Here is a 24,343-nt window from a genome sequence, read left to right as displayed (position 1 = left end):
GATGGCGCTCGTCGATCTCAGTCTGGCGATCTCTGCCGTCAAGCAGGACCCCGGCGTCGATGACGACATGATCCAGTTGTCTCTCGACGGCGCGACGCAGTCTGCTCTGGACTATCTGAATCGCCAGGTGTTCGAAACCGATGATGCGATGGCGGCCGCTGTTGCCGCCGGCACGGCTGGCGATAACCCGATGGTCCTGAACGGCGCGATCAAGGCGGCGATCGTGAAACTGACCGTCGAAATGTACACAAATCGCGACGACTCGGCTCCGGGCACCGTATCTGAATTGCCGTTCAACGCGCGCACGCTGTTGCGTCCGCATCGAATCATTCCGGGCGTCTGATGCGACCTGGCGATCTCAATCGGCGCGTGCGCATCGAGCAGCGCGGCCAGGGTCAAGACGACCTCGGTCAGCCGATCGACACATGGACCGAAGTCGCGACCGTCTGGTGCAACGTGCGCATGCTAACTGGCAAGGAAACGCTTACGTCGGATACAGACGTCGGCACCGCGTCGGCGAGCATCCGCATCCGTTACCGGACGGACATCACGAACGGTATGCGCGCCATCGTCGACGGGGTCGTGTTCAACATCGGTGCGCCGCTGCCGGATCTGGCGGGGCGGCAATACGTCGACCTGCCATGCACGACAGGTGCGAACAATGGCTAGCGCAAAAGCAATCGTCTATGCGGCTTTGAAAGCGCTCGCCGGCGGCCGCGTTTATCCAAGCGTCGCCCCGGCTGGCGTGGCGCGGCCGTACATCGTGTATCAGGGCGTTGGTGGTCAGGACGAGACGACGTTCGACGGCTCCGATTCACTGCAAAACCGTCGCGTCCAAGTCGTCGCGTGGTCGACGACTGCCGACGAGGCTGATTTGATCAACAAACAGGTACGTGCCGCGCTCAGTGGTGAGCCTGTTCTTGGCGTGCCGATCGGCGCGCCCGTGGACGACTACGAAGACGACACGAAGCTGTACGGCACCCGGCAGGACTTCTCAATTTGGTATCAGGAGTGAAACCATGACCAGCACCGCAATTGGCTCGCAGGGAACCAAGATCGCAAAAAACACTGGCACCGCCCAGGCGCCCGTGTGGACGGCGATCAAGAACGTGTCCAATTTCAACGGCTTTGCCGGATCTGCGAACGACATCGACGTTACGGACTTCGACAGCACGGCGAAGGAATCCCGGCCCGGCCTGCAGGATTGGGACACCGTCTCCTTTGACATCAATGTCAACATGAAGGAGGCGAGTCACGCTGCGCTGCTTGCGGACAAAAAGAGTGGCGAAGTCGCGCCGTATCAGGTGACGCTTAGCGACGGCACGACGCTCGAATTCGACGCGTACGTGAAGAGCTTCCCGATCACTGCCGGCGTCGATAACGTCGTCAAGGGGACCGTAGTTATCAAAGTGACTGGCGACATCGAAGTAACGCCGGGCGCCTAACAAGGGCTATCGAAATGCTGACTAAAGAAGAAATTCTTGCTGCCGCGGAGCCGGCGACGGAGGTGGTGAACGTCGTTGGCGTCGGCGACATCCGCGTCAAGGTGATGGATGGCTTTGCGCGGGATGCGCTGCAGAAGACGCTGCAAGACCAGGGAACCAGCGACAGCGTGTATTTTTCCGCGCTGATCGTCGCGACAGTTGTCGACGAATCGGGAGCGCCGATGTTCACGCCGGCCGACCTCGATACGCTCCGGTCAAAGAGCGCCGAAGTCGTGCGCAAGATCGGTTTGGCCTGCTCGAAGGTGAATGCGCTCGGCGATGCTCAGACGAAGGAAGCCGAAAAAAACTCCGAAGCCATCCAGAGCGGCTCTTCTGGCACAGACTGACGCTTGCCCTTGGGCATAGGTCTGTCGCGCACGCGATGCGCGACATCAGCAGTGTCGAGTTCGCCCACTGGATGGCGTACTACAACATCGAGCCGTTCGGAGACCCGATAGCTGACGTGCGCATGGGTATGGTCGCTTCCACGATGGCGAATATTCACCGTGATCCGAAGCGCCCGGCCTTTGAGCCAGCTGATTTCATCCCTTGGTCGAATAACAGGCGCAACACCGAGCCCATCGTTTTCGATGACCCGAAGGACCAGGCGAAATTCGTCGCGCTTTCGGTTTTCGGCATCGATATATCGAAAGCGAAAGGCAAGAAGTTCAAGGTAAGGCGGAGTGGCGGTGGCTAGCAAATTCACGATTGAGAATCCGACTGCCCTCACGGACTACCTGGATCGGTTGGAAACCGTCGGGAGCGAGTCTGTTTTGCGGCAGGCGGCTGTCGCCGGAGCGCGCGTAATTCATGCGGAAGTTCAATTGCGCGCTCCGATCGGCGCAGGATATGAGCGCAAGGGAACCCAGCACGCGCCTGGCACACTCAAGCGGTCTGTTTTGATCGCGTACGACCAAGAGTCGTCTGTTGCCGGGCATGTAGCCGTGTATCTGGTGACGTGGTCGAAAGAGGCGTTTTATGGACGCTTCGTTGAATTTGGTACGTCTCATTCCACCGCAAAACCGTTCCTCAGACCGGGATATGAGGCCAAGAAGCAGGCAGCCTCTGAGGCAATGATCCAAGTGATACAGCAAAAGGCTGAGGAGGCCGCGCGTGGCAAATGAAACCGTCGTCAAGGTAGGCGCCGATGCGTCTGGCTATACGACCGAGCTTGAAAAGGCCCGGAAGTCAGCCAACTCTTTCATCGCGACGCAATCCGAGATGGCTAAGCGTACTGCACTCGCGCAGGACGCCATTGCTGAGGCCACTGCCAACGGGTCTGACGCGAGTGCGCGGGCGGTCAAGAGCTTCACCGACGCGCTGCTAAAGAATGCTTCGACAGCTGGCAAGTCGCGCGCGGAAATCCTCGCGATGCGAGCGGCTAATCTGGGGCTAACCGATTCTGTAAAGCCGTACATTGACCAGATCGCCAAAGCATCGGAGCACACGCACAGTTTCAGCCTCGAGTCGGCAGGGGCGAAGCGCGAACTTCTCGTGCTCGGTCACGAGCTTTCGCAGGGCAACCTCAAAGGCTTCAGCGGATCACTGCTGGTGATGGCCGAGCGAACAGGCGCGTTCACCGCGTTGCTGCAGCCGGCCGTGCTCGCCACTGGCGCGTTCGTCGGGGTTCTGGCGATTGCTGCGCACGCTACGTTGGCCGCTGGCGAGCAACTCGCCACGTACGGCGAGACGATTGAGAAGATCTCGAAGCAAACGGGTCTCTCGACCGATGATGTCCAGAAGTTCGGCTTCGCAGCGAAGACCGTCGGTGTAGAAACCAAGGACGCGGCAGGCGCGCTCGCTGATCTGACGAAGGCGCAGAACGAGGCACAGCACGGGAACAAAGATGCTGCGGCAGCGTTCGCCGCTGTCGGCATCTCGCTCGCGACACTTAAAACCGCATCGCCGGAGCAACTGCTCAACACGATCTCAGACGCATTTGCAAAGAGTGCGGACGGTGCCAGCAAGGCCGCTGTCGCTAACGAGTTGCTCGGGTCGGCCGGGAAAGATTTGATTCCACTGTTGGACCAAGGATCGGCGCGCCTCAAGGAATTGGGCGTAACAGCTAACCAGGTGGGCGCAGTGCTGTCGGAGCAAACCATCGCGCAGTTGTCCGCGCTTCAGGAGCAACTGGAGCTCTCGCACGCGAAGATGGAGGCGCTGACCCTGTCGGCGAAGCTCGCTCTGTTGCCGACCATCATCAACCTGACGAATGCGCTCGCCGATAACGTGGCACTGAAGCCTCTGTTGAACGATTTCTACAGCGGCGTCGCCATCATCATGAAGACAGCGGCCAGCGCCGTCGCTACGTTGGTCGTCGGCTTTGAGCAGACTGCGGAGGTCGTCGCCACGCTGGCGACTGTGGTCGCTTATGGCTTGACCGGTCAATTCAAAATGGCATCGGCGGCCGCGGAGGTGGGCTACGATAACCTGAAGAAGCAGGGCCAAGGCTACGCTGATTTCATGTCGCGCCTGTGGGGCGAAACCACCCCGGGCGGCAATGTGCACGCTGCAGCACCGACGGGAAAAATCAGCTTTTCGAAGGGAAACAACACTGAGAAGCCCTTTCAGGAAAGCCGCGGCGATACGTTGCTGGATCAGGCGCGGCAGGCTCAGGCATCGCTTGAGGCGTCACTGTCAGGTCAGGAGAAGTTGACTGGCTGGGCAGCAAAGGAGGTCGAGTTGCGCGCCGAGATAGATGGATTTTCCGGCAAAACCCTCACCAAGGCACAACAAAGCGTACTTGCGCATCAGCAGGAACTGTTGGCGCAGTACGACATAAACGCGTCGCTCGAGAAGCAACTGGATCTGCGCACGCGTGGCGACAAGCTGAATACGGAAGCCCGCGAAACCAACATCAAGATTCTTGACCAGACCGAAGCCATCGCGGAGCAGCACAAAATCGAGCTTTCGACCTTGGGAATGGGGACGCAGGAGCGGCAGCGACAAATCGAACTGCTCCGGATAGAGACGGATCGGCAGAAAGAACTGAACGAGTGGCAGAAGAAAGCGGTTGCTTTGAAGTTGGATGGGTCCGACCAAGATACCGATGAGCGGGCCGCTATCAACAAGCGATTCGATGCCCGCCGCGACGAGTTGAGCAGTTACTTCGGCCAGACCGATGTCGCTAAGGGCGATTGGGTCAAGGGCGCCACCAGCGGCATCCAGGACATTATCGACAAGACAAACGATCTGGCGAGCGCCGCGAACAACACTGCGCAGAATGCAATCTCGAACCTCGGTGATGCGATCGCCAATTTCGCCACGACGGGCAAGCTAAACTTTTCCGACTTCGCGAAATCGATCGTTGGCAGTCTTATCAAGGTTGAGGCAGAGGCGTTGATTGCGAAGGCAGCCTTGAGTGCGACGAGCTGGATCAGCGGCTTCGCCACTGGCGGGTCGGTATCTGTGCCGGGGCATGCGACGGGAGGCTACATCACTGGTCCGGGGACTGGCACCAGCGACAGCATCATGGCGAGGCTGAGCAATGGCGAATTCGTTATGACGGCTGATGCAGTGAAGCGCATTGGCCCAGCCAACCTCGATGCGATGAACAATGGCGCCAACGTCCATAGCATGGCCCGCTTCGCATCTGGTGGGCTCGTGGGCGGAAGCGTCGCGCCGACTTCTGGCTCCGGCTCGACGGTTGCGCTTACCGTCCAGACCAGCGATAGCAGCGGCGGTCTCACGGCCGCAGACGCCCGATGGTTGCAGGGTCAGCTAAAGACCTTGGTCGACGCGCGCATCGCCGCGAAGATGAAGGGGCAGGGCGGCTATGCGTGGCAGCAGAAGTACGGAGCCGTTTGATATGCCGACGCAAACATTCACGTGGGCGCCGGCAGTGTCGAGCCCATCCGGCACGGCGACGCTGAAGGTCCGCAAGGCGCAGTTCGGTGACGGATACGAACAGCGCGCAGCCGACGGCCTCAATAATCGCCGTTCGTCATACAACCTGACGTTCATCGGCGACGCGTCGAAGATCGGCGCGATCTTGGCATTCCTCGACGCGCGCGCCGGCGCAGAGGCGTTCTATTGGACGCCGCTACTGCGCACGCAATCCCTCTTCACCTGCGAGACGTATTCGGAGCCGACGAAAGACGGCGACATCTACACGATAACCGCAACGTTCGACCAGACGTTCGACACAACATCCGCTTCCTAAGTTTATGACCTCTCTCCAGAAAGTCGTCCTCGGTACACCACCTACCGCGGTCGACGGCGACACCGTGCGCGTCGCAAACACGAAGGCGAACGCGAACGTCGATGTGCTCAACGCGCAGGCCGCGCTCACCAGTGCGGCGGGCATCACGGCGGCGCAGGCGCTGACTGTGGCGCATATCGGCAAGCGCATCAACATTGCGCTCGCCCAGGCAGGAGTAATCAACGTGCCCGCGGCGTCAACCTGTGCGGCGGATAACGTTCTGCATCTGCGCAACATCGGCACGACCGTTGTCACGCTCGCGATCACTGCAGGGTCGGGCGACACCATTGGGCTTTCGAAGCTGAACCCCGGCGAGGCCGCGCTGTTGGACACCGATGGTGTGCACGCGTGGACTGTCCTCATGAGGGGCCGCAGCAACTCAGATAACGAGATAGTGAACGGAAACTGCACGGTAGCCGGTAATGAGACCGTGGGTGGCACGCTCGGTTTAACCGGTCTAGCTACGCTTGCCGGAGGCGCATCATTTGGCAACGGAGGTCAGGCGACCATTTCGGCCGCCGGTGCATACACCGGCGCGAGCGCTACATACACGGGCAACGTGTCGGCAAACGGTACTGTCTTCGCGAGCATCGCATCGCTCGGACTCGCTCGCGTGGGCACTGCCGCGTCCGTGGACGGCGCCGTGCTTTTCGCATCCAATAACCAGGCGGCAGTTGGCAGCACGCCCGCGGCCAGTTTTAGCAGTGGTACTGCGTCCGGCCCACGGCTATGGGTTGTTCCGAACACGGGGGCCGCGTACTTCAATCCGATTGTCGGCGCAAACGATGTTCTGTTACTGCCGAACAACGGTGGGAATAGCGGAGTCAACTTGTCCATTTGCCCTCCCGGCAGTACCGCGGGCGGTTGTCGGGTTACTGCGGACGGGAATGTGTCGTTCGCAGTCAGCAACATTGCAGGCTTGTACAACGGAACCGCATCGGGGGACGGGGCGGGCTTCGGCGTCGACCATGGCTTTTACATTCAGCGCAAAGCTGCAGCCGGCATATGGGTGTCGAAGAACGGCAGCGTTGCTGGCACATGGGACCCGGCGTATATCCAGTTTTACAACCAGGGCACTCAGATCGGCAGCATCGCGACGCCCGCCGGCTCTTCGATCTCGTACAACACGACTTCCGACTATCGCATCAAGACTGTCGTACGCCCTGCCAGCGCCGTCCTTGATCGTGTGTGCGCCGTCCCTGTCTATCGTGGCTACTACACGGCGGATGGCGCTGAGTCGGAGCACGAGATCGCATTGGCGCATGAGATCGCCGAGCAATTCCCGGCCGTCGTGAGCGGGGAGAAAGATGCGGTGTCCATACACCCGGTGTTTCGGGATGACTACGACTCGCAAGACGTAAAGCCGGAGGACGTTGCCGGGCTCGCAGAGGCGATCGTCCCGCAGCAGGTAGATTACTCGAAGCTGGTCGTGCCGCTTTTCGCTGCCGTTCAAGAGATGAAAGCTCTCTTGGATCAGGCAATGGCGCGCATTGCTGATCTGGAGCGCTGACTGTGCCAATTTCTGCTGACATCCAGCAGCTTGAGCCGGGCGCGGTGATAGAACTGTTTGAAGTCGATTGCACGCCTATCGGCGGCGACATGCTGCGCTTTCACGGACACTTGCAGTCCGCATCGATCTGGTGGCAGGGCAACGAATACAAGCCGTGGTCTATTCAGGCAACCGGTTTCGAGCACACATCTGATGCGCAGCAGCCTTCCCCGACGCTGACCGTCGGCGACATCAATGGCACCGTTACCGCACTCTGCGTGTTCCTCGACGATATGGTTGGCGCAAAAGTAACGCGTCGTCGCACGCTCGCGCAATACCTTGATGCGGTCAACTTTCCGGACGGCAATCCCACCGCCGATCCTGACGAGAACATAGCGACGGAGATCTGGTACATCGAGCAAAAGGGCAACGAGCAGCCGGGCCTCCAAGTGTCATTCACGCTTTCCTCGCCGACTGATTTCGGCGGACAGCAGGTGCCTGCGCGGCAGATAGCCGGGCTTTGCGGTTTCAAATACCGAGGTCCTGAGTGTGGCTACGTTGGCATCGCGTATTTCGATAAAAACGACCAGCCCGTGAGCGACCCAGCGCTCGACCGTTGCAGCTTCAAAACAAGCGGCTGCGAATGCCGCTTCGGCGTCAATAATCCGCTCCCTTGGGGCGGCTTCCTTAGCGACACCCTTTCCTGATGAACGAGCAGATCAAGAACGCGATCGCGGCACACGCGCTCGCGGAATACCCGCGCGAGTGCTGCGGACTGGTGGTGCTGGTGAGCGGAAACGAGGTGTACGTGCCGTGCCGAAACATCGCCGAGAAGCCGACAGACGATTTCAGCATGGCGCCCGACGACTACGCGCGCGCCGAGGACATGGGATCGATCGTCGCGGTGGTGCATTCACACCCTGGCGCGTCAGCACGGCCGAGCTGCGCCGATCGCAAGACGTGCGAGCAGAGCGGAATTGACAAATGGGTAATCGTGTCGCTCGGCGTGCAGGGCGACGGATCAATAGCGTTCGACGACTGGTTCGAGTTCGGATCGAGCGGCTACATCGCGCCGCTCATCGGCCGCGTGTTCGTGCACGGCGTGCACGACTGCTACGACCTCATCCGCAGCTATTACCAGCTCGAGCGCGGTGTGACGCTGCCGGACTTCGAGCGACCTGACAAGTGGTGGGAGGACGGCGCCTCCAATCTCTATCTCGACAACTTCGAAAAGGCTGGTTTCGCTGATGTAGGGCAAGACGCCGCGCTCCAAGTCGGCGATGTGCTGCTGATGCAAATCCGCAGCAAGAACGGCGTACCCAACCACGCCGGCGTCTATCTCGGCGACAACGTGATGCTGCACCACATGTACGGTCAGCTATCTGGTCGGACGGTATGGGGTGGCATGTGGGCGCACAGCCTGCGCACCGTGCTTCGGTACAAGGGGGAATCGGCGTGAGCGAGAAAGTCCGGACGATTCGTCTTTACGGCGTCGCTGGGGCGCGCTTCGGGCGCGTGCACCGCTTTGCGGTTTCGTCGACGGCGGAAGCCATGCGCGCCCTGTGCACGCAGGTTGCCGGTTTCGAGAAATTCATGATGAACGCCAAGGATAACGGCCTGACGTTCGCGGTGTTCAAGGGCCGCAAGAACCTGGGCGAGAAGGAACTGGCGCACCCGGTCGGCGACGACGAGATTCGCATCGCGCCTGTGCTCGTCGGCAGCAAAAAGGCGGGCTTGTTCCAGACGATCCTCGGCGCCGCGCTGATTGTGGTCGGCGTGCTCACGAGCGCATACGGCGGCGGCTCACTAATCGGGCTGGGTGCATCGCTCGCGCTCGGTGGCGTTATGCAGATGCTCAGCCCGCAGACGGCCGGCCTCGCCGGTACTGGGCCAGATAACGGCACCTCGTATTACTTCAACGGGCCGGTCAACAGCGCGGCGCAGGGCGAGCCGGTTCCGCTCGTCTATGGCCGCATGCGCGTTGGCTCGAAAGTCATCAGCGCCGGAATCTACGCGCAAGATCAGGCATAAGCATGCTCATTCAGGGTTCGAAAGGAGGGGGCTCCGGCAGCACGCCGACGGAGTCGCCGGATAGCCTGCACTCAATCGCTTATGCGCGCGTGCTCGACCTGGTGTCGGAAGGTCCGATCTTCGGGCTGGTCAACGGCCTGCAATCGGTCTATCTCGACGACACGCCGATTCAGAACAGCGACGGGTCGGTCAACTTCGCGAACTACAGCGTTGACTATCGCCTCGGCACGCAAGACCAGACATACATGTCTGGCTTTCCGTCCGTTGAGAGCGAAGAGCCTGTCAGTGTACCGCTGACGTCTGAAGCGCCGTGGGTTCATCAGGTCGAGAACACGCAGCTGACCGCGGTGCGCATCCGTTTCGGCGTGCCGGCACTGCAGAAGTCGGACTCGACGACGGGCAACGTCACTGGATACCGCGTCGAGTACGCGATCGATCTGGCGACAGACGGCGGATCATATGCTCAGGTTGTCACCGGAGCATTCGACGGCAAGACAACGACACTGTACGAGCGCAGCGTGCGAGTCGAACTGCCGGCGGCAGCGACCGGTTGGCTGGTGCGCGTGCGCCGCATCACGCCGAACGCACATAGCTCGCTGATTGCCGATACGATCAACATCGAAGCGATTACCGAGATCATCGACCGGAAGCTCCGCTATCCGATGAGCGCGCTTGTCGGCCTGTCGTTTGATGCACAGTCGTTCAGCTCAGTCCCGACGCGCGCCTATGACATCAAGGGTCTGTTGATCCGCGTGCCAACGAACTACGACCCGGAGGCGCGGACTTACTCTGGCACGTGGGACGGGACATTCAAGACGGCATGGTCGAACAACCCGGCATGGGTGTTCTATGACCTCGTTTTGAATGCGCGGTATGGACTGGGCGCGCGCATCGACGCGTCGATGGTCGACAAGTGGGGGTTGTACAACATCGCGCAGTATTGCGACGTCATGGTGTCGGACGGCAAGGGCGGACAGGAGCCGCGCTTTACGTGTAACGCAGTCATCCAGTCGCAGGCCGACGCATACAAGGTGCTGCAGGATCTCGCCACGACGTTCCGCGGCATCGCCTATTGGGGTCCGGGAGCAGTCGTCGCGAGCGCAGACATGCCTTCCGATCCGGTCTATGTCTACACGGCGGCGAATGTCGTCGACGGCAAGTTCGAATACGCCGGATCGGAGCGAAAGACGCGATACACCACGGCGTTGGTGAGCTGGAACGATCCGGCGAACGCGTACAAGCAGGCCGTCGAGCCTGTGCTGGATGACGACGGCATCGCGCGTTATGGCGTCGTCAAGGCGCAGATCACAGCGTTCGGTGTTACGTCACAAGGACAGGCGCACCGCGTCGGTCTTTGGACGCTTCTCACGAGCCGTTACGAGACCAATACGGTCACGTTTCAGGTAGGGCTCGACGGCACCCTCTGTGCGCCCGGTCAAATCATTGCGGTGGCCGATCCGAAGAAGGCCGGCAGGCGCATCGGTGGCCGCGTTCGCGCCGTCAACGGCCGCACGGTCACGCTTGACAAGGCACCGGCCGTCGCCTCCGGCGACGAACTCACCGTCATCCTGCCGACCGGCATTGCAGAGAAGCGAACGGTGCAATCAGTCGCGGGCGATGCGATCACCGTCTCAGACATTTACACCAGCACGCCGGTATCTGGCGCGGTGTGGATGCTCGAGAGCACTGATCTTGCATCGCAGCTGTTCCGCGTCGTCAGCGTTGCAGAGAGCGACGACGATGGCCAGATCGTCTACACGGTCAACGCCACTCAGCACGAGCCAGGCAAATACGCGGCGATTGACAACGGCGCGGCCATTCAAGTGCGTCCCGTAACGGTCATTCCGCCGTCGGTGCAGCCGCCGCCCACGAACGTCGCGCTGACGACGTATTCAGTCATCGATCAGGGCATTTCCAAAACGGTGATGGTGATCGCCTGGAATGCCGCTGACAAGGCTGTGTCGTACCTGCCAGAGTGGCGAAAGGACAACGGCGAGTGGGTAGCCATGAACTCGGTTGGCGGCCTTCAGGCGGAGGTCGTGGGCATCTATCAGGGCACATACCTCGCGCGCGTGCGCGCCGTCAACGCGATGGGCGTCACGTCGATTCCGGCTTACAGCGTTGACACGGCGCTCACTGGGAAGACCAGTCCGCCACCGCAGGTAACGTCGTTGACTACCGAGTCGATCGTGTTCGGCATCAACGTGAAGTGGACGTTCCCTGCGGACGGCTCCGCCGGAGACACGCAGCGCACAGAGATTTGGTACAGCCGGACAAATGTGCTGGCGGATGCGATCAAGTTTTCCGACTTCGCCTATCCGCAAGCCTCGACTTCCTATCAAGGGCTCGCCGCGGGCCAGTCGTTTTTCTTCTGGGCGCGGCTGGTCGACACGTCCGGAAACATTGGCCCGTGGTATCCGGCGGGCGCTGGCGTTAATGGGCAGAGCAGCAGCGACGAGACGGAGTACGAAGCGTATTTCGCCGGCCACATTTCGCAGACGTCGCTCGGCGCCGACCTGCTCGAGACAATCGAGCTCATCCCGGATCTGCAGCAGGACGTCCAACAGAACGCCGCTGCCATCACGAACGAACAACAGGCGCGCGTCGACGGCGACACGGCGCTGTCGAACCGCATCGATCAGGTGTCGGCGCAAGTCGTCATTCCAGAGATGGCCGGCAGCACAGGCGACTATGCTGGCTCGACTCAGGTCTACGCCGGCGTCTGGTCGGAGCAGTCAGCGCGCGCCGAGGCGGACTTGGCGATTGCGAAAAACGTTGAAACGACGACTGCGCAAATCACCTCGACGAAGACGACACTGCTCGCTGCAGTGCAGACCGAGACCCAAGCGCGCGTCGACGCTGACAGTGCAATGTCGTCGCAAATCACGACAGTGCAGGCGCAGGCAAACGCGAACACAGCAGCTGTGCAAACGGTCGCGACTTCCTATGCGGACCTGAACGGACGCGTGGCCGCTTCCTACCAGATCAAGACGCAGATCACGGCGAACGGCCGCACGTACATCGCCGGCATCGGCGTTGGCGTCGACAACACGAGCGGCGTGGTCGAGTCCCAGGTGCTCGTGTCGGCGAGCCGCTTCGCAGTGCTCGACCCGAACGGCAGCTCCGTTACAGCTCCGTTTGTGATTCAGGGCGGCCAGGCGTTCATCAGCCAGGCGCTCATTGGCATAGGCTGGATCCAGAACGCAATGATCGGGGACGTGATCCAGTCGACGGCGCTGGGAGCGAATGGGCAGCCTCGCTGGAAGCTTGATAAGAATGGCACGCTGACGATGAACGGCGCGAATGGCGGCAGCGGCTATCTCACGTTGAGCGATTCGACGCTGCTCGTCTACGATAACAATGGGACGCTGCGCGTCCGCTTGGGGCTCTGGTAATGACGGCTGGACTTCAGATATGGAATGCAGCCGGCCAGTTGATGCTCGACGCGACGCAGAGGGTGGGGCGCATCAAAGGCTCGGTCTACATACCCAATAACGGTTTAAGCGGCTCTCAGGCCGCAGACCTTTCCGGAGGAACGCCGTTCTTCTCGTTCCAGCCTGATTTTCTCTTCATGCACATCAACGCCAACAGTCCTCCGCCTCAAATCTCCATTAGTTCGACCGGCGTCAGTTGGATGTTCAGCGGTAGCGCCGGCAGCTTCTTCTATCCGGTGTCGGGCTGGCTGTTCTATGGGGTTTTCTGATGACGGCAGGGTTTCAGGCGTTCACCGATACTGGCATAGTGCAGATCGACGGTCAGACGCCGAACTACCAGATGACGGCGCAAATGCGGCAAGCCACCGCAGTCACCAGCGTGCCTACCGTTTTCAACAACGTTGGCACTCAGTTCTACGTCAATTTCCAGTCGACCACATTCACTTTCAATGCGGCGTATCCGCTGTTTGCTTTCACGGCAGACGGCGGCGTGATGGTGACACCCTACAAGTTCACGCGAAGCGGCAATACGTTCACCGTTCAGTTTGTCGCCGCGGCCGCGACGACGATCAACCTGTTCATCTTCGATCAGGTTCCGACTTCCGCCAATCGTTTCGGTCTTCAGGTCTTCGATTCGAATGGCGTACTCATTGCGGACGCGGCAAATCCGTTCGCCCGCATCATTGACGTCAAATCCGGGCAAGTCATCCCTGGAACCGGCTTCGACGGAACGGGCACATCGATGCCCGGCCCGGGCACGCAGTCGGTCAACTATGGGCGGAATGTTGCTGTGGCCGGGGCCTACGCCGGGCACCTATTGAACAGCGACGGATCCGCCGGGGCATGGATGACCGCATGGGGCGTTAGCGGCGGCACAGTCACGTGGGAATGGCACGCGTACTACAACAACAGCGGCGGCCACTACATTGGCTTCCGCGAGGCGAGTGCCTGGAATTTTATGGTCATGGATATGACCGGGATTATTTGAGGAAATCATGCCACTTGAAATCGAATACGTTACTCCCTCCACGGGAGCTAAAGCCGGCTATCACGTGGTGATTCAGGTCGCCATTGACTACGAAATGGTAGCCACTGTCGCTACCGTAGCCTCTTACCTTTCAAAAGATGCAAAAGACGGCGGAAAATTTCCCATGTATGCGCAACAGATCGCTGTATCGGGTCTTCCGGACAAAGGTGTCGATGCTCGCGATTTTGCCGAAACGGCATTGGCCGCCGTCGCGCCTACTGAAAGCAGCGTGCCGACATCCATGAATCGCTATGCGCTGGCTGGCGCCGAAATAGTGGATTAGCGCTTTCGTAAATTCCCTGTAAACTTTCTTGCCAGAAACAATCTGAAAGGCGACAACGGGGGATGATGATGTTGAGAATGATTGCGGGGATTGTATTAGCGGCAGCTTCGCTCGTGGGCTGCGGTGGTGGCGGGGACGGCGGCAGCGTCGCGCCGGCGGCAAAGACGATGAAGCTCTCTTTGTATGGCCAGCCCTTGGTCATCGGGTCCAAAGCGTCATCGAAAGCGCAGCTGCTTGCCGTCGCTAATGCCGCGTCGTCGGCGCCGGCCACCAGCAGCGATGCGGCAGCGTCAGTGCAGGCACTGCAGGCTGCGCTTGCGGCGCGCGGTGTTACGGCCAATGTGACTGCGCAAGTGATGGACGGAACGACACTCCATCAGATCGTGGTTGGCGAAAATAACGGCTTGCCGCCTACACCGGATCAGTTCAAAGCGGACCCAAGCGAATATCTGGTGGTCAATTTCGAACTCGATGACATGGCCAGTCGCACTGACGACCCTACTCAGGGCGCGGCGATCAATCAGTTCATCCAAGATTTGACGGTGTTTGCTCAACGCGCTTCGGTGAGCGGCAAACTGGTGCTCGCAATTGCGCCTATTCTGACGTGTGACCAGCCGCCGGGATTTTCTGCGGCGTACGGGTTGCAATACGCAATCACACAGGCATCAAGCAAGGCACTTATTCAGGAGATCGGAGGAGTGCCTCTGACGATCGGTTATGACGGCTCTGGTAACGTCATACGGACGCCGGAGTTGGCGCACTTGGGGGCTGATTGCCGGACGCCTGACGCATATCTCTTGGACGCGCGAACGCAGGCGGCCGCAGACGCTATTGCCGCGCTTTACAAGCAGTCTGCCGGAACGGCGACCGCTGCGAGCGGCGCATCAGCTGCCGGGACTTAATCAGCAGTACAACACCGAACAAGCCAGCTTTCGAGCTGGCTTTTTTATTGGCCGCCTTCGGGCGGTTTTTTTATGGCCGCGCAGTTTTCAAAGGAGAGGCGCGTGACGCAAGAACGGCAACCGGGGGCGGTGCTGCAAGCAGGCGGGCGGCAATGGTCGTTCGACAGGTCGGTGAATATTCCGACGCTCATGACGTTGGTCGCGCTTCTGGCCGGCTGCTTGGGTTCTGGCTTCGGCCTGTATCTCAGCTTTGACCGGCGCATCAGCAGTCTCGAGGACAGGACGAACCACATCGAGAAAGACCAGAGCGAGCAGAAGTCCGACAACAAGGAGCAGCTCAAGGCGATCAACGAGAAGCTGGACCGGCTTCTCTACGACCGCGCTGGCGTGCGGCCTGAAACGCGAGGATGGACAAAATGAAATTCAAACTCACGCTGGCCGATGGCTGGCAGCAACTGCACAAGCGCGGCACAGTGATTCTCTCGAGCGCGCTTGCAGCGATCTCTGCCTTCGGGCCGGTTATTCGCGACGCTTGGCACAGCCTGCCGGACGATCTCAAGTCGATTATCCCGGCACACACGCAGCAGGCCATCGCGTACGCGATCCTCTTCGCGTCGATCGTTGCAGTGCGCTACACCGCGGTGCGGCGCGTGCCGAAGGAGGGCGGCGATGGTACTCAATGACGTGATCGAGCACGCCATTGCGCCGGCGCTCGCGATCCTTCCTCCGCAGATGGATACGCCTGAGGCGCGCGTGATGATGCTGTCGATCGGCCTGCAGGAATCGCGCTTCACGGCACGTCAGCAGATCGGCGGCCCGGCGCGCGGATTCTGGCAATGCGAGCAGGGCACGGCGAAGACGCGCGGCGGCGTCTGGGGCTTTTATCTGCACCCAGCGAGCCGCTACTGGCTGAGCATCCTTTGCCGCGCGCGCGACGTCGCATTCGATCCTGCCGCGATCTATGGCGCGCTCGACAAGGACGACGTGCTCGCTGCTGGCGTCGCGCGGCTGGGGCTCTTCACCGATCCAAAGGCGCTGCCGCCCGTCGGCGACGTGGCCGGATCGTGGGCGCTCTATCTGCGCGTGTGGCGGCCAGGTAAGCCTAAGCCTGACACGTGGCCCGCGCTGCATGCGCAGGCCGCCGCGGCGGTCCAGGCAGTTCTGCAATGACAGGCGATCCGCCGGCGAAGCCGCCCGACTGCCCGGAGTGCCGCACGCCTCTCGACATCAACGGTGTTGACCCGGGGCGCGCCCCTGCCGTGCTCGTCTATAGCTGCCCGCGCTGCCGGGCGAACTACTTTCAGAAGGTGAAACTGCCATGACAGTGATATTCGGCTTCATTGCTGCGCACTTCGGCGTGATCATCGGCGCCGTGCTCGCCGCCGGCGGCGTTCTTTTCGGGTTTGTGAAGAGCAAGGGCGCTGATGCAAAGGTGGCGCAGGCCGGGCAGTCCGCGGCGCTCGCGAAAGCCGACGCCGCGGCGGCGAAACAACAGGTCGCGGAAACGCGCGACGCAGAAGCGCAAGCAAACGCGGCGGCCGCTCAGGCTGGCGCACGAGCATCCAAGGAGAGAACCGATGTGGAAAATGACATTGCCGCTTTGCCTAGTGGCGTCGCTCAGCAGCGGTTGCGCGACGAATGGAGTCGACCAGGCGAAGACGCCGGCCGCGGAGCCATTGGTGCAGGTCAAGACCCGGTTCGTTGACACCGGGTGCGACTGGACGAAGCCAATCTACGTGAGCAAGGGTGACGTGCTGACAGACGAGACGGCGAAGGCGATTCTGGCGCATGACCAGGCGGGCGCGGCCAAGTGCGGCTGGCGGCCATCTGCAGCGAAGTAGATGCAGGCCTATTCCGCGAAGCCTTCGTGCGGCGGTACGTCGCTGTCGGTGGAGAGCGGCGGCGCAGTCATGCTGAGCACGCTGCCGCATTTATCGCACTGAGCTTTCGTGGCGCGTTGTGGCCTGTCGCCCGGCCGCCCTCCGATCAAGAGCGGGATAAGGGAGCCATTGCCGCATATTTTGCACTTCAGGAGCACTTCTTGGAGACTGCTGGTCGTTTGGGACGAACATTATGCGCCGGTTGTCGGATGCGTGCGTTGAGGCAGCGCATTCAGGCGTCAAGCCATCGGGCATCGCCGTTCAGCGGACGTCATTCAAGTCTCGTCGGCCCATCTCACCGGCGCAAGCATTGGCTTCGTCGCGTCGATTCCCGCTGTCTTCAGCGCCGCTTCGATCTGTCTGATTTGAGGTATGAAGTCGAGCGTCCACGTTTGACCCTCGCTCGTCACTTCCATGCAGTCGTGTACGACAAGAGTGTGCAGCGCGACGAGTAGCGCCTCAACTAGCGGCGGCTGCTGAAACGGGTCAAAGGTGGGTTCTTGCATGACGGCCTCCTGAGCCGTCTGGAGCATCGGGTGTGCCCGTCAGAACCCTATGCTGGCGTGGGCAAGTTGGTGTTCGACTCGCCCATGGTTTCTACGAGGAGGCTTGGGGCGGGGATGATCATCCCATCGTCAAATATTGCTCTGACTCGAAACTTTGCGTTCGCCGTGAATTCAACGTTTTCGAAGATGAACGGAACAACGGCTCCGACGAATCCTTCTTGGCCATCCCATTGCTCTTGAGGCGGACTGACTTCTATTTCAGCGAATAGATCATCGTCTCGATAGACCGCAAACTTGGCAGTTTTGAATGGTTGGTTCTTCGGGCAGAACAACTGCAGGACAATACACAGCCGCAAAATACGCGCGGGGAAAGCAGGCACTAACAACTTGTGCTGATAGATGCCGACGAAAGAAAACTTGTTGTGTATTTCGCTTCGGACGTCGTCGCAGTATACGACCGACAGAAAGCGCTCTACCTTGTTGGGAGCGGGAACAGATGGGGTCATTCTTCAGACACGCAGTCGAGGATCTCATCGGCGGAAACGCCCAGCGCTTCGCGCAACTTCCGAATTGTCTTAGCGTTTGCAACCGCAATGCCGCCGGCTTCAAGTCGAGCGATTTGGGACTGTGGCACGCCTATCCTTTCACCGAGTTGTGTTTGCGATAGCCCTGCGCCGAGACGCATAGTCGCCAAAGTCCGGCGGCCCCCGTTTGCTTCCGAAATTCGAGCTGCGAGCTTTCCACGGGCTCGCTCGATTGCGGCTCGCTTAACAGGATCGGCTTCATATTTTGCGGTAACGTCGCGAATGGACCGCCCTGCGCCTCGGTGCGACACAACGGGGAATGACTTCACCACAAACTGCAGGAGCGTTCCACCAGACGTGGCGCTACTTGGCTCTATAAATCCCAATGGCGTCGTAGTCTTCAACGCATCTTCTGACTTTTTCATGGGCTGTGTCATACGCGTAGTCTCTATGTAAGATGCCGAGGATATGTGTGCAAGCGCTGCGCCCGTCATATGCGTGAAGCACGCGTTGGTCCAGTAGACCGCCATCCATATCCCATATCTTGAGCCTGTAGATAGTGTATCCGGCGTCCCATAGCTCAATGAATCGCTCGTTGTTAAACGCTGGATCTTCCAAGCGAGCAGTCCTGTTTGCGCAAAGCAGCTGGATCAACTCTTCATCACCGTAAATTTCGTCGAGCAAGACATCGATGATGGCCGCTGCGTCTGGATCGGTTTCGAACAGTTCATCCAAGTCACTTTCGGCATTCGGTTCAACGATCAGTTGGGACATTATAGCATCTGTGTTATATCCGAGGGTGCCGAAGGTTTACGTTCGCTTCCACATAGTTGTCGGCGTTCCGAGCGAAATCTTTAGACCTAGAGTCTGCGTCGGGGGCTTCAGGATTTTACTCAGCACCGGCGCCGCTATGGCCCCTCGGCTTCGAAATTGATGCGACGTACATGACTTTTATCGTCGTCCGCTCCGATTGACCTGACCCAATGAACGCAGCCCTGCTGGGGTTGAGCGTTGACCTGTGCGCGATCGCCGTACATGCATAGAACGATCGAGCCGCCGGTGCGGAACTCGGCAAAGTGCTCGCACCCGACGCAGGGGCGTGGATGAAATGAGGCATGGGGTACACCCTGTATGGATGTACGGCATAACCGGGAGCCGGCGGATTATCATGGGGTCATCTGCGAGACGCACGGGCGTCATGAGCTACTCGGAACAGATCGTAGCTGATCGACGGAACCCGCATGGAAAGGACGAAAACATGGTTTTGGAGTTCCGCCCTTACGTCGCTGGCCAGATGCTTGTCGCGTGCCTGTGGTCGCAGTGGAAAGCGCCGGCGCCCCCGCTGCTGTCGTTCGCGGCGATCACCGACGAGCCGCCACCCGAAGGCGCCGCGGCAGGCCACGACCGTTGCATTGTTCCGATCCAGCCACACGCTATCGACGCTTGGCCAAATCCCAAACCGGAAAGCCTCTCGACGGCGCTCGCGATCCTAGAGGACTACGAGCACAGAATGGCAGCTTAATGCGTTGCACCTCGTGACGTTACACGGTAGATACGTGGCTCGACGTTGGTTAATCTTCAACGGTCAATTGCAATGCTGGCCGCAGTAGCGGAGGTCGATATGGCACCTGAACCTCTTGAGAACAGATCGCCTTTGGAATGGGAGCAGTTCAAGGAATTGATTGAGCTCCATAAATTCTATTTTGAAAACATCAGCAAGTCGGCCGCTTTCGTCTTCGGACTAGTGGGCGCAATCGTCTCTTACGTCATCGCGACGGATATTCGTGATCGTTATCGACTTGCTGCGGCAATGACGGTTCCTATCCTCCTGAGTGTTGGGGCGAGCGCAATCGGCTTGTTAGGCGCTGTCAAGCTGAGGGATCTGTCAGAGAAGGTGACGAACTTGCAGAGCGAACTGGGCTTGTCATGGCGGCCCCATTCTGAAGTCCTGCCGCTTCTATCTGCGATTTTTGCAGTCCTGTTTTTCTTGGTAGCCTGTGGACTAACCGTTATCGTGCTGCACGCCAACCTGCTGCCGCATAGCCCAGCGGCACGCGGCGGCTGAAGTTGGCGTAGTGCCGAGCCGCCGCCGGAGATCGCCGCCGCGCACCCGATCGCTGCATTGTTCGGCCATCCGCAGGATGGAGATAGGGAAACCATTCATCGATTTCTCGGACAGAGCGCTGTTATCGACTAGAAGCTCCGTTGCCAAAACAGCGTGTGGGTTTTTTTGCCTTAGAACGGCGCACATCGTGCCACTGCCGAACTGGGCGCACGCGGTACTCCGGGAACTGGTCGAACTGAAGCGCAACTCTCGTTACCTGTTCTCCAGCTCGACGAATCTGAACAAGACGATGAGCGAGAACACGGTCATCTTCGCGCTCTACCGTATGGGTTACCACTCGCGCATGACGGGTACGGTTTCCGCGGACTCGCGTCGACCATCCTGAACGAGCACGGTTTCAACCGGGACTGGATCGAGCGCCAACTGGCGCACACGGAGCGCAATAGCGTGCGGGCGGCCTACAACCACGCCGAATATCTGAAGGACAGGCACAAGATGATGCAGTGGTGGGGGACTACCTCGCCAAGGCGGTTGCCGTCCGCGCTTGAGCGGCGTCTTGGCTTTGGTCTGGACAAAATGACGCGAGGTTGTGACACTTAATAGGTACTTTCGCTATATGTTCGATAAGTAACGATCATTAATTTTTTCTATTTGTCAAGGGTGTATCCGACCGGATACAGTGTGACCATGAATACGATCAATCAGACCGACGAGTTCTCAGAATGGCTTCGCGATTTGAAGGACGGGACAGGTAAGGGTGCGATCGTTTCAAGGATCCAGCGCGCGCGATTAGGGAATTTCGGCACGTACAGAGACTTAGGCGACGGGGTTTCCGAGATGAAAATCGACGTCGGCCCAGGCTACCGCGTGTATTACGGTCGGGAAGGCGGGACTGTGTACCTGCTAATCTGCGGCGGCGACAAGTCGGGCCAGGACGCAGACATCAAGCGAGCGAAGGCAATTTGGGAACAGTTCAAGAAGGAGAGGCAACCATGAGTACGGCAGAGAAGGTCAAGATTTCGCCCTTCGATGCGTCAGATTATCTCGATAGCGAAGAAGCAATTGCGTCCTATATTAACGCGGCAATGGAGGCCGACGACCAGGATGTGTTACTTCTTGCCATTGCTGACGTGGCAAAGTCGCGGGGCATGGCCCAAGTGGCGAAAGATGCTGGTCTCGGAAGAGAAAGCCTGTATAAGGCGCTGAAGCCGGGTGCCAAGCCACAGTTCGAGACGGTCAGCAAGCTCATGCATGCATTAGGGATAAAATTCTCGGCGGTTCCCGATCGCAAGACCCGTTAGACCAGCCGTTGATCAAACAACAAGCCCGCTTCGAGCGGGCTTTCGCACATTCAGCTATCGAAACTGAGGCGTGAAAATGGCAGGTGCAGCGCCCACGGTCGCACGATGGCAGCGCAGTTCGGCGCGGGCTTCGTCTTTGTCAGGACGTCGGTTAATTTTCCCCTACGTTCTTAACCGCCTCTTTGCCTGATCGATGAATTTGCGCGAACGGGATCCCAACTGTCTCGCTGCCTGATCGAGGACGTTTGCTTCTTCGGCGTTTTGCCTCCGGCTTTCGTCGGTCGGATAGACGCGATTCGCACGAGGTCGGGTTGTGAACTGCGGAGGATTTCCCTCAGTGACTGTGAGCCGCGACACCTCAGTGACGAATTCAGTGGTGATCTTACGAAGAGCGTGGAAGTCCGCGTTTAGCTGCTGGTCGTGGAAAATCAGCTCGCGGTTACCTTCGTAGGCGACTATCAGGTCGTTGAGTTGCTGCCAAAACTCAGCTCTCGGTGTTCCTGCCAGGAAGTCGGAGCTATCTAAGGCCGCGATCACCCTATCCGTGAGCAAGCTACTGACTTTCTTGTATTCGTCGAGATCGGCTGTTCGCGATTGCCCGCGCCTATCGAACAGGTCTTTTAGGTGAAGGGCTAGATAAGCACCTACTCCCGAGGTCAACACGCTGCCCAGGCCTTTGAGCAATTCCGGAATTGTTCGTTCTAGTGACATCGTGTCCTCATAAACTAACGCATGAAAAGAGCAATTCCGCCTCTTGTGGCGTCCACCCCCGTACGCCATGCGTCTGCATATCGACCTGATGCATCTGCTTGCCGTGCTGCCGGCAATATTCGTCCGCGCGCTTCAGCGTCGATGCTTTGACTTCGCCCCATGGCGTCATCCCGCCGCGGACTTGCGTCGTGACGATGTAGAGGCCGTCGCCGGCCGGCGTAACGTCGGATATGGTGGTGCACGCGGCAAGCATGGTCAACGCTGCCAAGGCTGTCTTCGTTTTCATTGTCGTCATCCCCGTGGGCTGCAATTGTGCAACCAACAGCGCGCCTGAGCAACATCCCCGGATCGTGCCGGCGAACCTCCGGCACGATCCGATTTAGGCCATACTGGCGAAAAGATTGGCGGCGACGCGCTTCAGTAGATACCTTTGCAACGTCGCTGCCTCGACGTCAGACAGCGAAAACTGAATCTCGCCCGCCCGCATCAGCACGAGGGTCCCGTCGTTCGTGACGGCACACGCGAATCCGTTTTCCGCGCGCTGCGCGGTTATCGTCGGACGCGGGACCGTGGGCACTGCGGTCGAGCCAGATGAACTGTTCCTTCCCGCCGGTCGCCGGCCGCGGCGCGGCTGTCCCGGTACGTCGAACACGCTGCTCCGCACCCCCGCGTCCTTTGACATTGGGATGACCTCGCGGGCATCGACCAGGTTTTGCTGGATTCTCTCGACTGCATCCGGCGGCACCTGATCAGCGTGATAGTGGGCGTTCATAGTCTTCCCGTTGTGCACTATTCGCTCGGCGACTATGCGCCCGCTTTTGATCGCTGGCCATAGTGCGGACGATGCACGAGTCGAGTTCGACAGTCCAAGTTTTGTCGCAACCTCGATCGATGTGATGCCTGGATGCGCTTTGACTAGATCCATGACCTCCTGACGTGTGGTCCGAAGTTGCTTCTTCGCCGATACCATTTGATCCTCCGCTGAGAGCGCCTCGACCATTCGAGGCCGCACTAGGATATTTTTTGGTTGGCACAGCGTGATGAAATCGAATGTCGATAGACGCGCATGTCATCGAGAGAATCAATTTGCGGCGGCTGCAATGAGGTGGCGGGTGCCCTTGGCGAGGCGAAGTTTAGTGAACTAAACCAAAAAGGTTTAGTGAATTCGACGCCGCTCGATTGGCCTGAGGGCTTATATCGCTATGCGATTCGCCACTTGTTTAGGTCGACCTAATATTTTTGTAGATCGGAAAAACTCGGTTGACGTTTCAATGGACGTTGACCATCCTTTAGTCGCCGCCGTATGCATCCAGTCGCAGGTGTCGCCTCTGGGACGGTCTTGAATTTCGATGCTGGCAACGGCGCCGAGACACCGGAGGAGAAACTCGCCAGAATCGACGAGGCCGTGTACAGGATGGCTCACGCTCTGCTGACTGCTATCAGGGTGACGCGGGAGGTGGCCAAGATTGTCGATCCGAACTCTGCGTTGGCAGAGTAAACTTTGGCAACCGCGCCTACCCCGACGGGGCGAAAGCACGCTCAAGACGGAAGTCGAGTTTGCGCGTGAATTGATCAATGCGCTGAGTGCGCATCGCCAATGCCTAGCCCTAGCCCGAGCAGAAATCCCGAGGCGTTGCTGTGAGGTAACCCGTTAGCCAGCGCTTTGATAGACAGAAGCAGCCGCCGCCCTGTCATTACACGGTTACCACAATCCCGGGGCGTATGCTGAACGCATCACGGTGAACGACGTCGGATCCATCATGTAAACGCTGACGCTTCCGGCTCTCCAAGCAAGATGTCCCTTTTTCGGACTCGACGATGGCTGCCCGAACATCTCGGTGAAGCGGTCACGCAGAAGCGAGTCGGAGATTTTTACAGGGTACGAAGTGTCAAACAAGATGTGCGTTATCCGCCGCTTTTTGTCGTTGCCGTCAAAGTAGTAGACGATGTGGCTAAAAATCGCATCTTGGTTCGCCAGGACGACGTAATCGTTCCCCTCTTCAATGGGGGTTTTGTCGAGCGCGCCTGCTGGGTACGCCTCGCCTAGTGAGTCGATCGGATCGCCTACCTTAACTTTTCCGAGTCCGAGCGGATATGGTGAATGATCTGTTAGGAGGTGCGCTTGCTCGTAATCCCGCAGCTTCGCCTTCGCATCGTCAGTCGCCTTTTGGGCGGCGCGTACCTCGTTTGCAGATTTTTCCGTAGTCGCTCGAATCGCGCTGGCCGCCGTATCTGATGCCGCTTGGACTTCAGATGCCGCTTGGTCTGCCATGACCTGCAATTGCTTCGCTACGCCGGCCTTCGCCTCTTGAGCCACCCGTTCGGGTAACACCAATTTTTCATAGACTCCGCCGGTGATGACAACCGTTGCCACGATCACGCTCGACAAAATCCAAAGTGGGCTATCTTTTAATTCTTTCCACGAATTCATTACGATTCCCCGGCGACATCGGAGCGTTAGTATCTTTTCAATTTTGCGTTTGTGCGGCTACGCCAAAGCTACGC

34 protein-coding genes and 1 pseudogene are annotated in these 24,343 nt (G+C 59.3%); 26 read left to right on the top strand and 9 right to left on the bottom strand.

Annotated elements, in window-relative coordinates; translation table 11 throughout:
- The first annotated feature begins 1 nt into the window (after position 1).
- The 21 genes from P0D87_RS15895 to P0D87_RS15795 all read left to right on the top strand — a co-directional run bounded on the left by P0D87_RS15895 (position 2) and on the right by P0D87_RS15795 (position 16,021).
- On the top strand, positions 2–343 hold the full coding sequence (locus tag P0D87_RS15895; RefSeq protein WP_408636906.1) for a head-tail connector protein: 342 nt from the start codon (positions 2–4) through the stop codon (positions 341–343).
- Positions 343–669, top strand: a complete 327-nt coding sequence (locus P0D87_RS15890; protein ID WP_408636905.1) for a phage head closure protein — start codon at positions 343–345, stop codon at positions 667–669. The genes P0D87_RS15895 and P0D87_RS15890 overlap by 1 nt, the downstream gene beginning before the upstream one ends.
- Entirely contained in the window at positions 662–1,015 is a 354-nt protein-coding gene (locus P0D87_RS15885) for a DUF3168 domain-containing protein (protein ID WP_408636904.1), read from the top strand. The genes P0D87_RS15890 and P0D87_RS15885 overlap by 8 nt, the downstream gene beginning before the upstream one ends.
- Before the next feature lie 4 nt (positions 1,016–1,019).
- A complete protein-coding gene (locus P0D87_RS15880) occupies positions 1,020–1,445 on the top strand; it encodes a phage tail tube protein (protein WP_408636902.1) in 426 nt (141 codons plus the stop codon).
- Positions 1,446–1,459: 14 nt separating this feature from the next.
- A complete protein-coding gene (locus P0D87_RS15875) occupies positions 1,460–1,831 on the top strand; it encodes a hypothetical protein (RefSeq protein WP_408636901.1) in 372 nt (123 codons plus the stop codon).
- Between the two features lie 35 nt (positions 1,832–1,866).
- On the top strand, positions 1,867–2,181 hold the full coding sequence (locus tag P0D87_RS15870) for a phage tail assembly protein T (RefSeq protein ID WP_408636900.1): 315 nt from the start codon (positions 1,867–1,869) through the stop codon (positions 2,179–2,181).
- Positions 2,174–2,608 (top strand): HK97-gp10 family putative phage morphogenesis protein, encoded by a 435-nt coding sequence (locus P0D87_RS15865; protein WP_408636899.1) that lies wholly within the window; start codon positions 2,174–2,176, stop codon positions 2,606–2,608. Before P0D87_RS15870 ends, P0D87_RS15865 begins: the two co-directional genes overlap by 8 nt.
- Positions 2,598–5,291: a phage tail tape measure protein gene (locus P0D87_RS15860; RefSeq protein WP_408636897.1), complete on the top strand. Its 2,694-nt coding sequence runs from the start codon at positions 2,598–2,600 to the stop codon at positions 5,289–5,291. Before P0D87_RS15865 ends, P0D87_RS15860 begins: the two co-directional genes overlap by 11 nt.
- Before the next feature lies 1 nt (position 5,292).
- On the top strand, positions 5,293–5,646 hold the full coding sequence (locus P0D87_RS15855; RefSeq protein WP_408636896.1) for a phage tail protein: 354 nt from the start codon (positions 5,293–5,295) through the stop codon (positions 5,644–5,646).
- Between the two features lie 4 nt (positions 5,647–5,650).
- Positions 5,651–7,195: a hypothetical protein gene (locus P0D87_RS15850; protein WP_408636895.1), complete on the top strand. Its 1,545-nt coding sequence runs from the start codon at positions 5,651–5,653 to the stop codon at positions 7,193–7,195.
- A gap of 2 nt (positions 7,196–7,197) precedes the next feature.
- Positions 7,198–7,881, top strand: a complete 684-nt coding sequence (locus P0D87_RS15845; RefSeq protein WP_408636894.1) for a phage minor tail protein L — start codon at positions 7,198–7,200, stop codon at positions 7,879–7,881.
- On the top strand, positions 7,881–8,633 hold the full coding sequence (locus P0D87_RS15840; RefSeq protein ID WP_408636893.1) for a C40 family peptidase: 753 nt from the start codon (positions 7,881–7,883) through the stop codon (positions 8,631–8,633). Before P0D87_RS15845 ends, P0D87_RS15840 begins: the two co-directional genes overlap by 1 nt.
- Positions 8,630–9,205, top strand: a complete 576-nt coding sequence (locus tag P0D87_RS15835; protein WP_408636892.1) for a tail assembly protein — start codon at positions 8,630–8,632, stop codon at positions 9,203–9,205. The genes P0D87_RS15840 and P0D87_RS15835 overlap by 4 nt, the downstream gene beginning before the upstream one ends.
- Before the next feature lie 2 nt (positions 9,206–9,207).
- The gene (locus P0D87_RS15830) at positions 9,208–12,600 is read left to right on the top strand and encodes a TipJ family phage tail tip protein (protein ID WP_408636891.1); all 3,393 of its coding nucleotides are present in this window, start codon (positions 9,208–9,210) and stop codon (positions 12,598–12,600) included.
- The gene (locus tag P0D87_RS15825; RefSeq protein ID WP_408636890.1) at positions 12,600–12,908 is read left to right on the top strand and encodes a hypothetical protein; all 309 of its coding nucleotides are present in this window, start codon (positions 12,600–12,602) and stop codon (positions 12,906–12,908) included. The genes P0D87_RS15830 and P0D87_RS15825 overlap by 1 nt, the downstream gene beginning before the upstream one ends.
- The gene (locus P0D87_RS15820; protein ID WP_408636889.1) at positions 12,908–13,627 is read left to right on the top strand and encodes a hypothetical protein; all 720 of its coding nucleotides are present in this window, start codon (positions 12,908–12,910) and stop codon (positions 13,625–13,627) included. The genes P0D87_RS15825 and P0D87_RS15820 overlap by 1 nt, the downstream gene beginning before the upstream one ends.
- Before the next feature lie 7 nt (positions 13,628–13,634).
- Positions 13,635–13,949 carry a hypothetical protein gene (locus P0D87_RS15815; protein WP_408636888.1) on the top strand — a complete coding sequence of 105 codons (315 nt, stop codon included), beginning with the start codon at positions 13,635–13,637 and terminating at the stop codon, positions 13,947–13,949.
- Positions 13,950–14,011: 62 nt separating this feature from the next.
- Positions 14,012–14,851 (top strand): hypothetical protein, encoded by an 840-nt coding sequence (locus P0D87_RS15810; RefSeq protein WP_408636887.1) that lies wholly within the window; start codon positions 14,012–14,014, stop codon positions 14,849–14,851.
- 102 nt (positions 14,852–14,953) lie between these two features.
- Positions 14,954–15,271, top strand: coding sequence for a hypothetical protein (locus P0D87_RS15805; protein WP_408636886.1), 318 nt, complete (start codon positions 14,954–14,956; stop codon positions 15,269–15,271).
- On the top strand, positions 15,268–15,534 hold the full coding sequence (locus P0D87_RS15800) for a DUF7940 domain-containing protein (protein WP_408636885.1): 267 nt from the start codon (positions 15,268–15,270) through the stop codon (positions 15,532–15,534). The genes P0D87_RS15805 and P0D87_RS15800 overlap by 4 nt, the downstream gene beginning before the upstream one ends.
- Complete coding sequence (locus P0D87_RS15795; protein WP_408636884.1) at positions 15,521–16,021, top strand: hypothetical protein; 501 nt, start codon at positions 15,521–15,523, stop codon at positions 16,019–16,021. The genes P0D87_RS15800 and P0D87_RS15795 overlap by 14 nt, the downstream gene beginning before the upstream one ends.
- 130 nt (positions 16,022–16,151) lie before the next feature.
- On the opposite strand, the gene P0D87_RS15790 is transcribed toward P0D87_RS15795, so the two are convergent.
- The 5 genes from P0D87_RS15790 to P0D87_RS15770 all read right to left on the bottom strand — a co-directional run bounded on the left by P0D87_RS15790 (position 16,152) and on the right by P0D87_RS15770 (position 18,535).
- On the bottom strand, positions 16,152–16,541 hold the full coding sequence (locus tag P0D87_RS15790) for a hypothetical protein (protein ID WP_408636883.1): 390 nt from the start codon (positions 16,539–16,541) through the stop codon (positions 16,152–16,154).
- Positions 16,542–17,006: 465 nt separating this feature from the next.
- On the bottom strand, positions 17,007–17,237 hold the full coding sequence (locus tag P0D87_RS15785) for a hypothetical protein (protein WP_408636882.1): 231 nt from the start codon (positions 17,235–17,237) through the stop codon (positions 17,007–17,009).
- A 47-nt stretch (positions 17,238–17,284) separates the two neighbouring features.
- Positions 17,285–17,743 (bottom strand): DUF6941 family protein, encoded by a 459-nt coding sequence (locus tag P0D87_RS15780; protein ID WP_408636881.1) that lies wholly within the window; start codon positions 17,741–17,743, stop codon positions 17,285–17,287.
- Complete coding sequence (locus P0D87_RS15775) at positions 17,740–18,186, bottom strand: helix-turn-helix domain-containing protein (RefSeq protein WP_408636880.1); 447 nt, start codon at positions 18,184–18,186, stop codon at positions 17,740–17,742. Before P0D87_RS15775 ends, P0D87_RS15780 begins: the two co-directional genes overlap by 4 nt.
- Positions 18,125–18,535: a hypothetical protein gene (locus P0D87_RS15770; RefSeq protein WP_408636879.1), complete on the bottom strand. Its 411-nt coding sequence runs from the start codon at positions 18,533–18,535 to the stop codon at positions 18,125–18,127. Before P0D87_RS15770 ends, P0D87_RS15775 begins: the two co-directional genes overlap by 62 nt.
- A gap of 466 nt (positions 18,536–19,001) precedes the next feature.
- On the opposite strand from P0D87_RS15770, the pseudogene P0D87_RS15765 reads away from it, so the two are divergent.
- The 5 genes and pseudogenes from P0D87_RS15765 to P0D87_RS15745 form a co-directional block, all read left to right on the top strand.
- A pseudogene (locus P0D87_RS15765) lies at positions 19,002–19,283 on the top strand (SOS response-associated peptidase family protein); the annotation flags it as partial.
- Positions 19,284–19,382: 99 nt separating this feature from the next.
- The gene (locus P0D87_RS15760; RefSeq protein WP_408636877.1) at positions 19,383–19,826 is read left to right on the top strand and encodes a hypothetical protein; all 444 of its coding nucleotides are present in this window, start codon (positions 19,383–19,385) and stop codon (positions 19,824–19,826) included.
- 187 nt (positions 19,827–20,013) lie between these two features.
- Positions 20,014–20,211, top strand: a complete 198-nt coding sequence (locus P0D87_RS15755; protein ID WP_408636876.1) for a hypothetical protein — start codon at positions 20,014–20,016, stop codon at positions 20,209–20,211.
- A 302-nt stretch (positions 20,212–20,513) separates the two neighbouring features.
- Complete coding sequence (locus tag P0D87_RS15750; protein WP_408636875.1) at positions 20,514–20,822, top strand: type II toxin-antitoxin system RelE/ParE family toxin; 309 nt, start codon at positions 20,514–20,516, stop codon at positions 20,820–20,822.
- On the top strand, positions 20,819–21,127 hold the full coding sequence (locus P0D87_RS15745; RefSeq protein WP_408636874.1) for an addiction module antidote protein: 309 nt from the start codon (positions 20,819–20,821) through the stop codon (positions 21,125–21,127). Before P0D87_RS15750 ends, P0D87_RS15745 begins: the two co-directional genes overlap by 4 nt.
- Before the next feature lie 162 nt (positions 21,128–21,289).
- Here P0D87_RS15745 and P0D87_RS15740 read toward each other — a convergent pair whose 3' ends face one another.
- The 4 genes from P0D87_RS15740 to P0D87_RS15725 all read right to left on the bottom strand — a co-directional run bounded on the left by P0D87_RS15740 (position 21,290) and on the right by P0D87_RS15725 (position 24,269).
- Positions 21,290–21,838: a hypothetical protein gene (locus tag P0D87_RS15740; RefSeq protein WP_408636873.1), complete on the bottom strand. Its 549-nt coding sequence runs from the start codon at positions 21,836–21,838 to the stop codon at positions 21,290–21,292.
- A gap of 7 nt (positions 21,839–21,845) precedes the next feature.
- Positions 21,846–22,124, bottom strand: coding sequence for a hypothetical protein (locus P0D87_RS15735; protein ID WP_408636872.1), 279 nt, complete (start codon positions 22,122–22,124; stop codon positions 21,846–21,848).
- 93 nt (positions 22,125–22,217) lie between these two features.
- Positions 22,218–22,610: a hypothetical protein gene (locus P0D87_RS15730; RefSeq protein ID WP_408636871.1), complete on the bottom strand. Its 393-nt coding sequence runs from the start codon at positions 22,608–22,610 to the stop codon at positions 22,218–22,220.
- A 930-nt stretch (positions 22,611–23,540) separates the two neighbouring features.
- Complete coding sequence (locus tag P0D87_RS15725) at positions 23,541–24,269, bottom strand: hypothetical protein (RefSeq protein WP_408636870.1); 729 nt, start codon at positions 24,267–24,269, stop codon at positions 23,541–23,543.
- Between the last annotated feature and the right edge of the window lie 74 nt (positions 24,270–24,343).

It is taken from the genome of Paraburkholderia sp. RL17-368-BIF-A (assembly GCF_046054045.1).
Lineage (GTDB): Bacteria > Pseudomonadota > Gammaproteobacteria > Burkholderiales > Burkholderiaceae > Paraburkholderia > Paraburkholderia graminis.
Note: the sequence above shows the minus strand (reverse complement) of the source record. Positions and strands in the feature narration are given on the sequence as shown.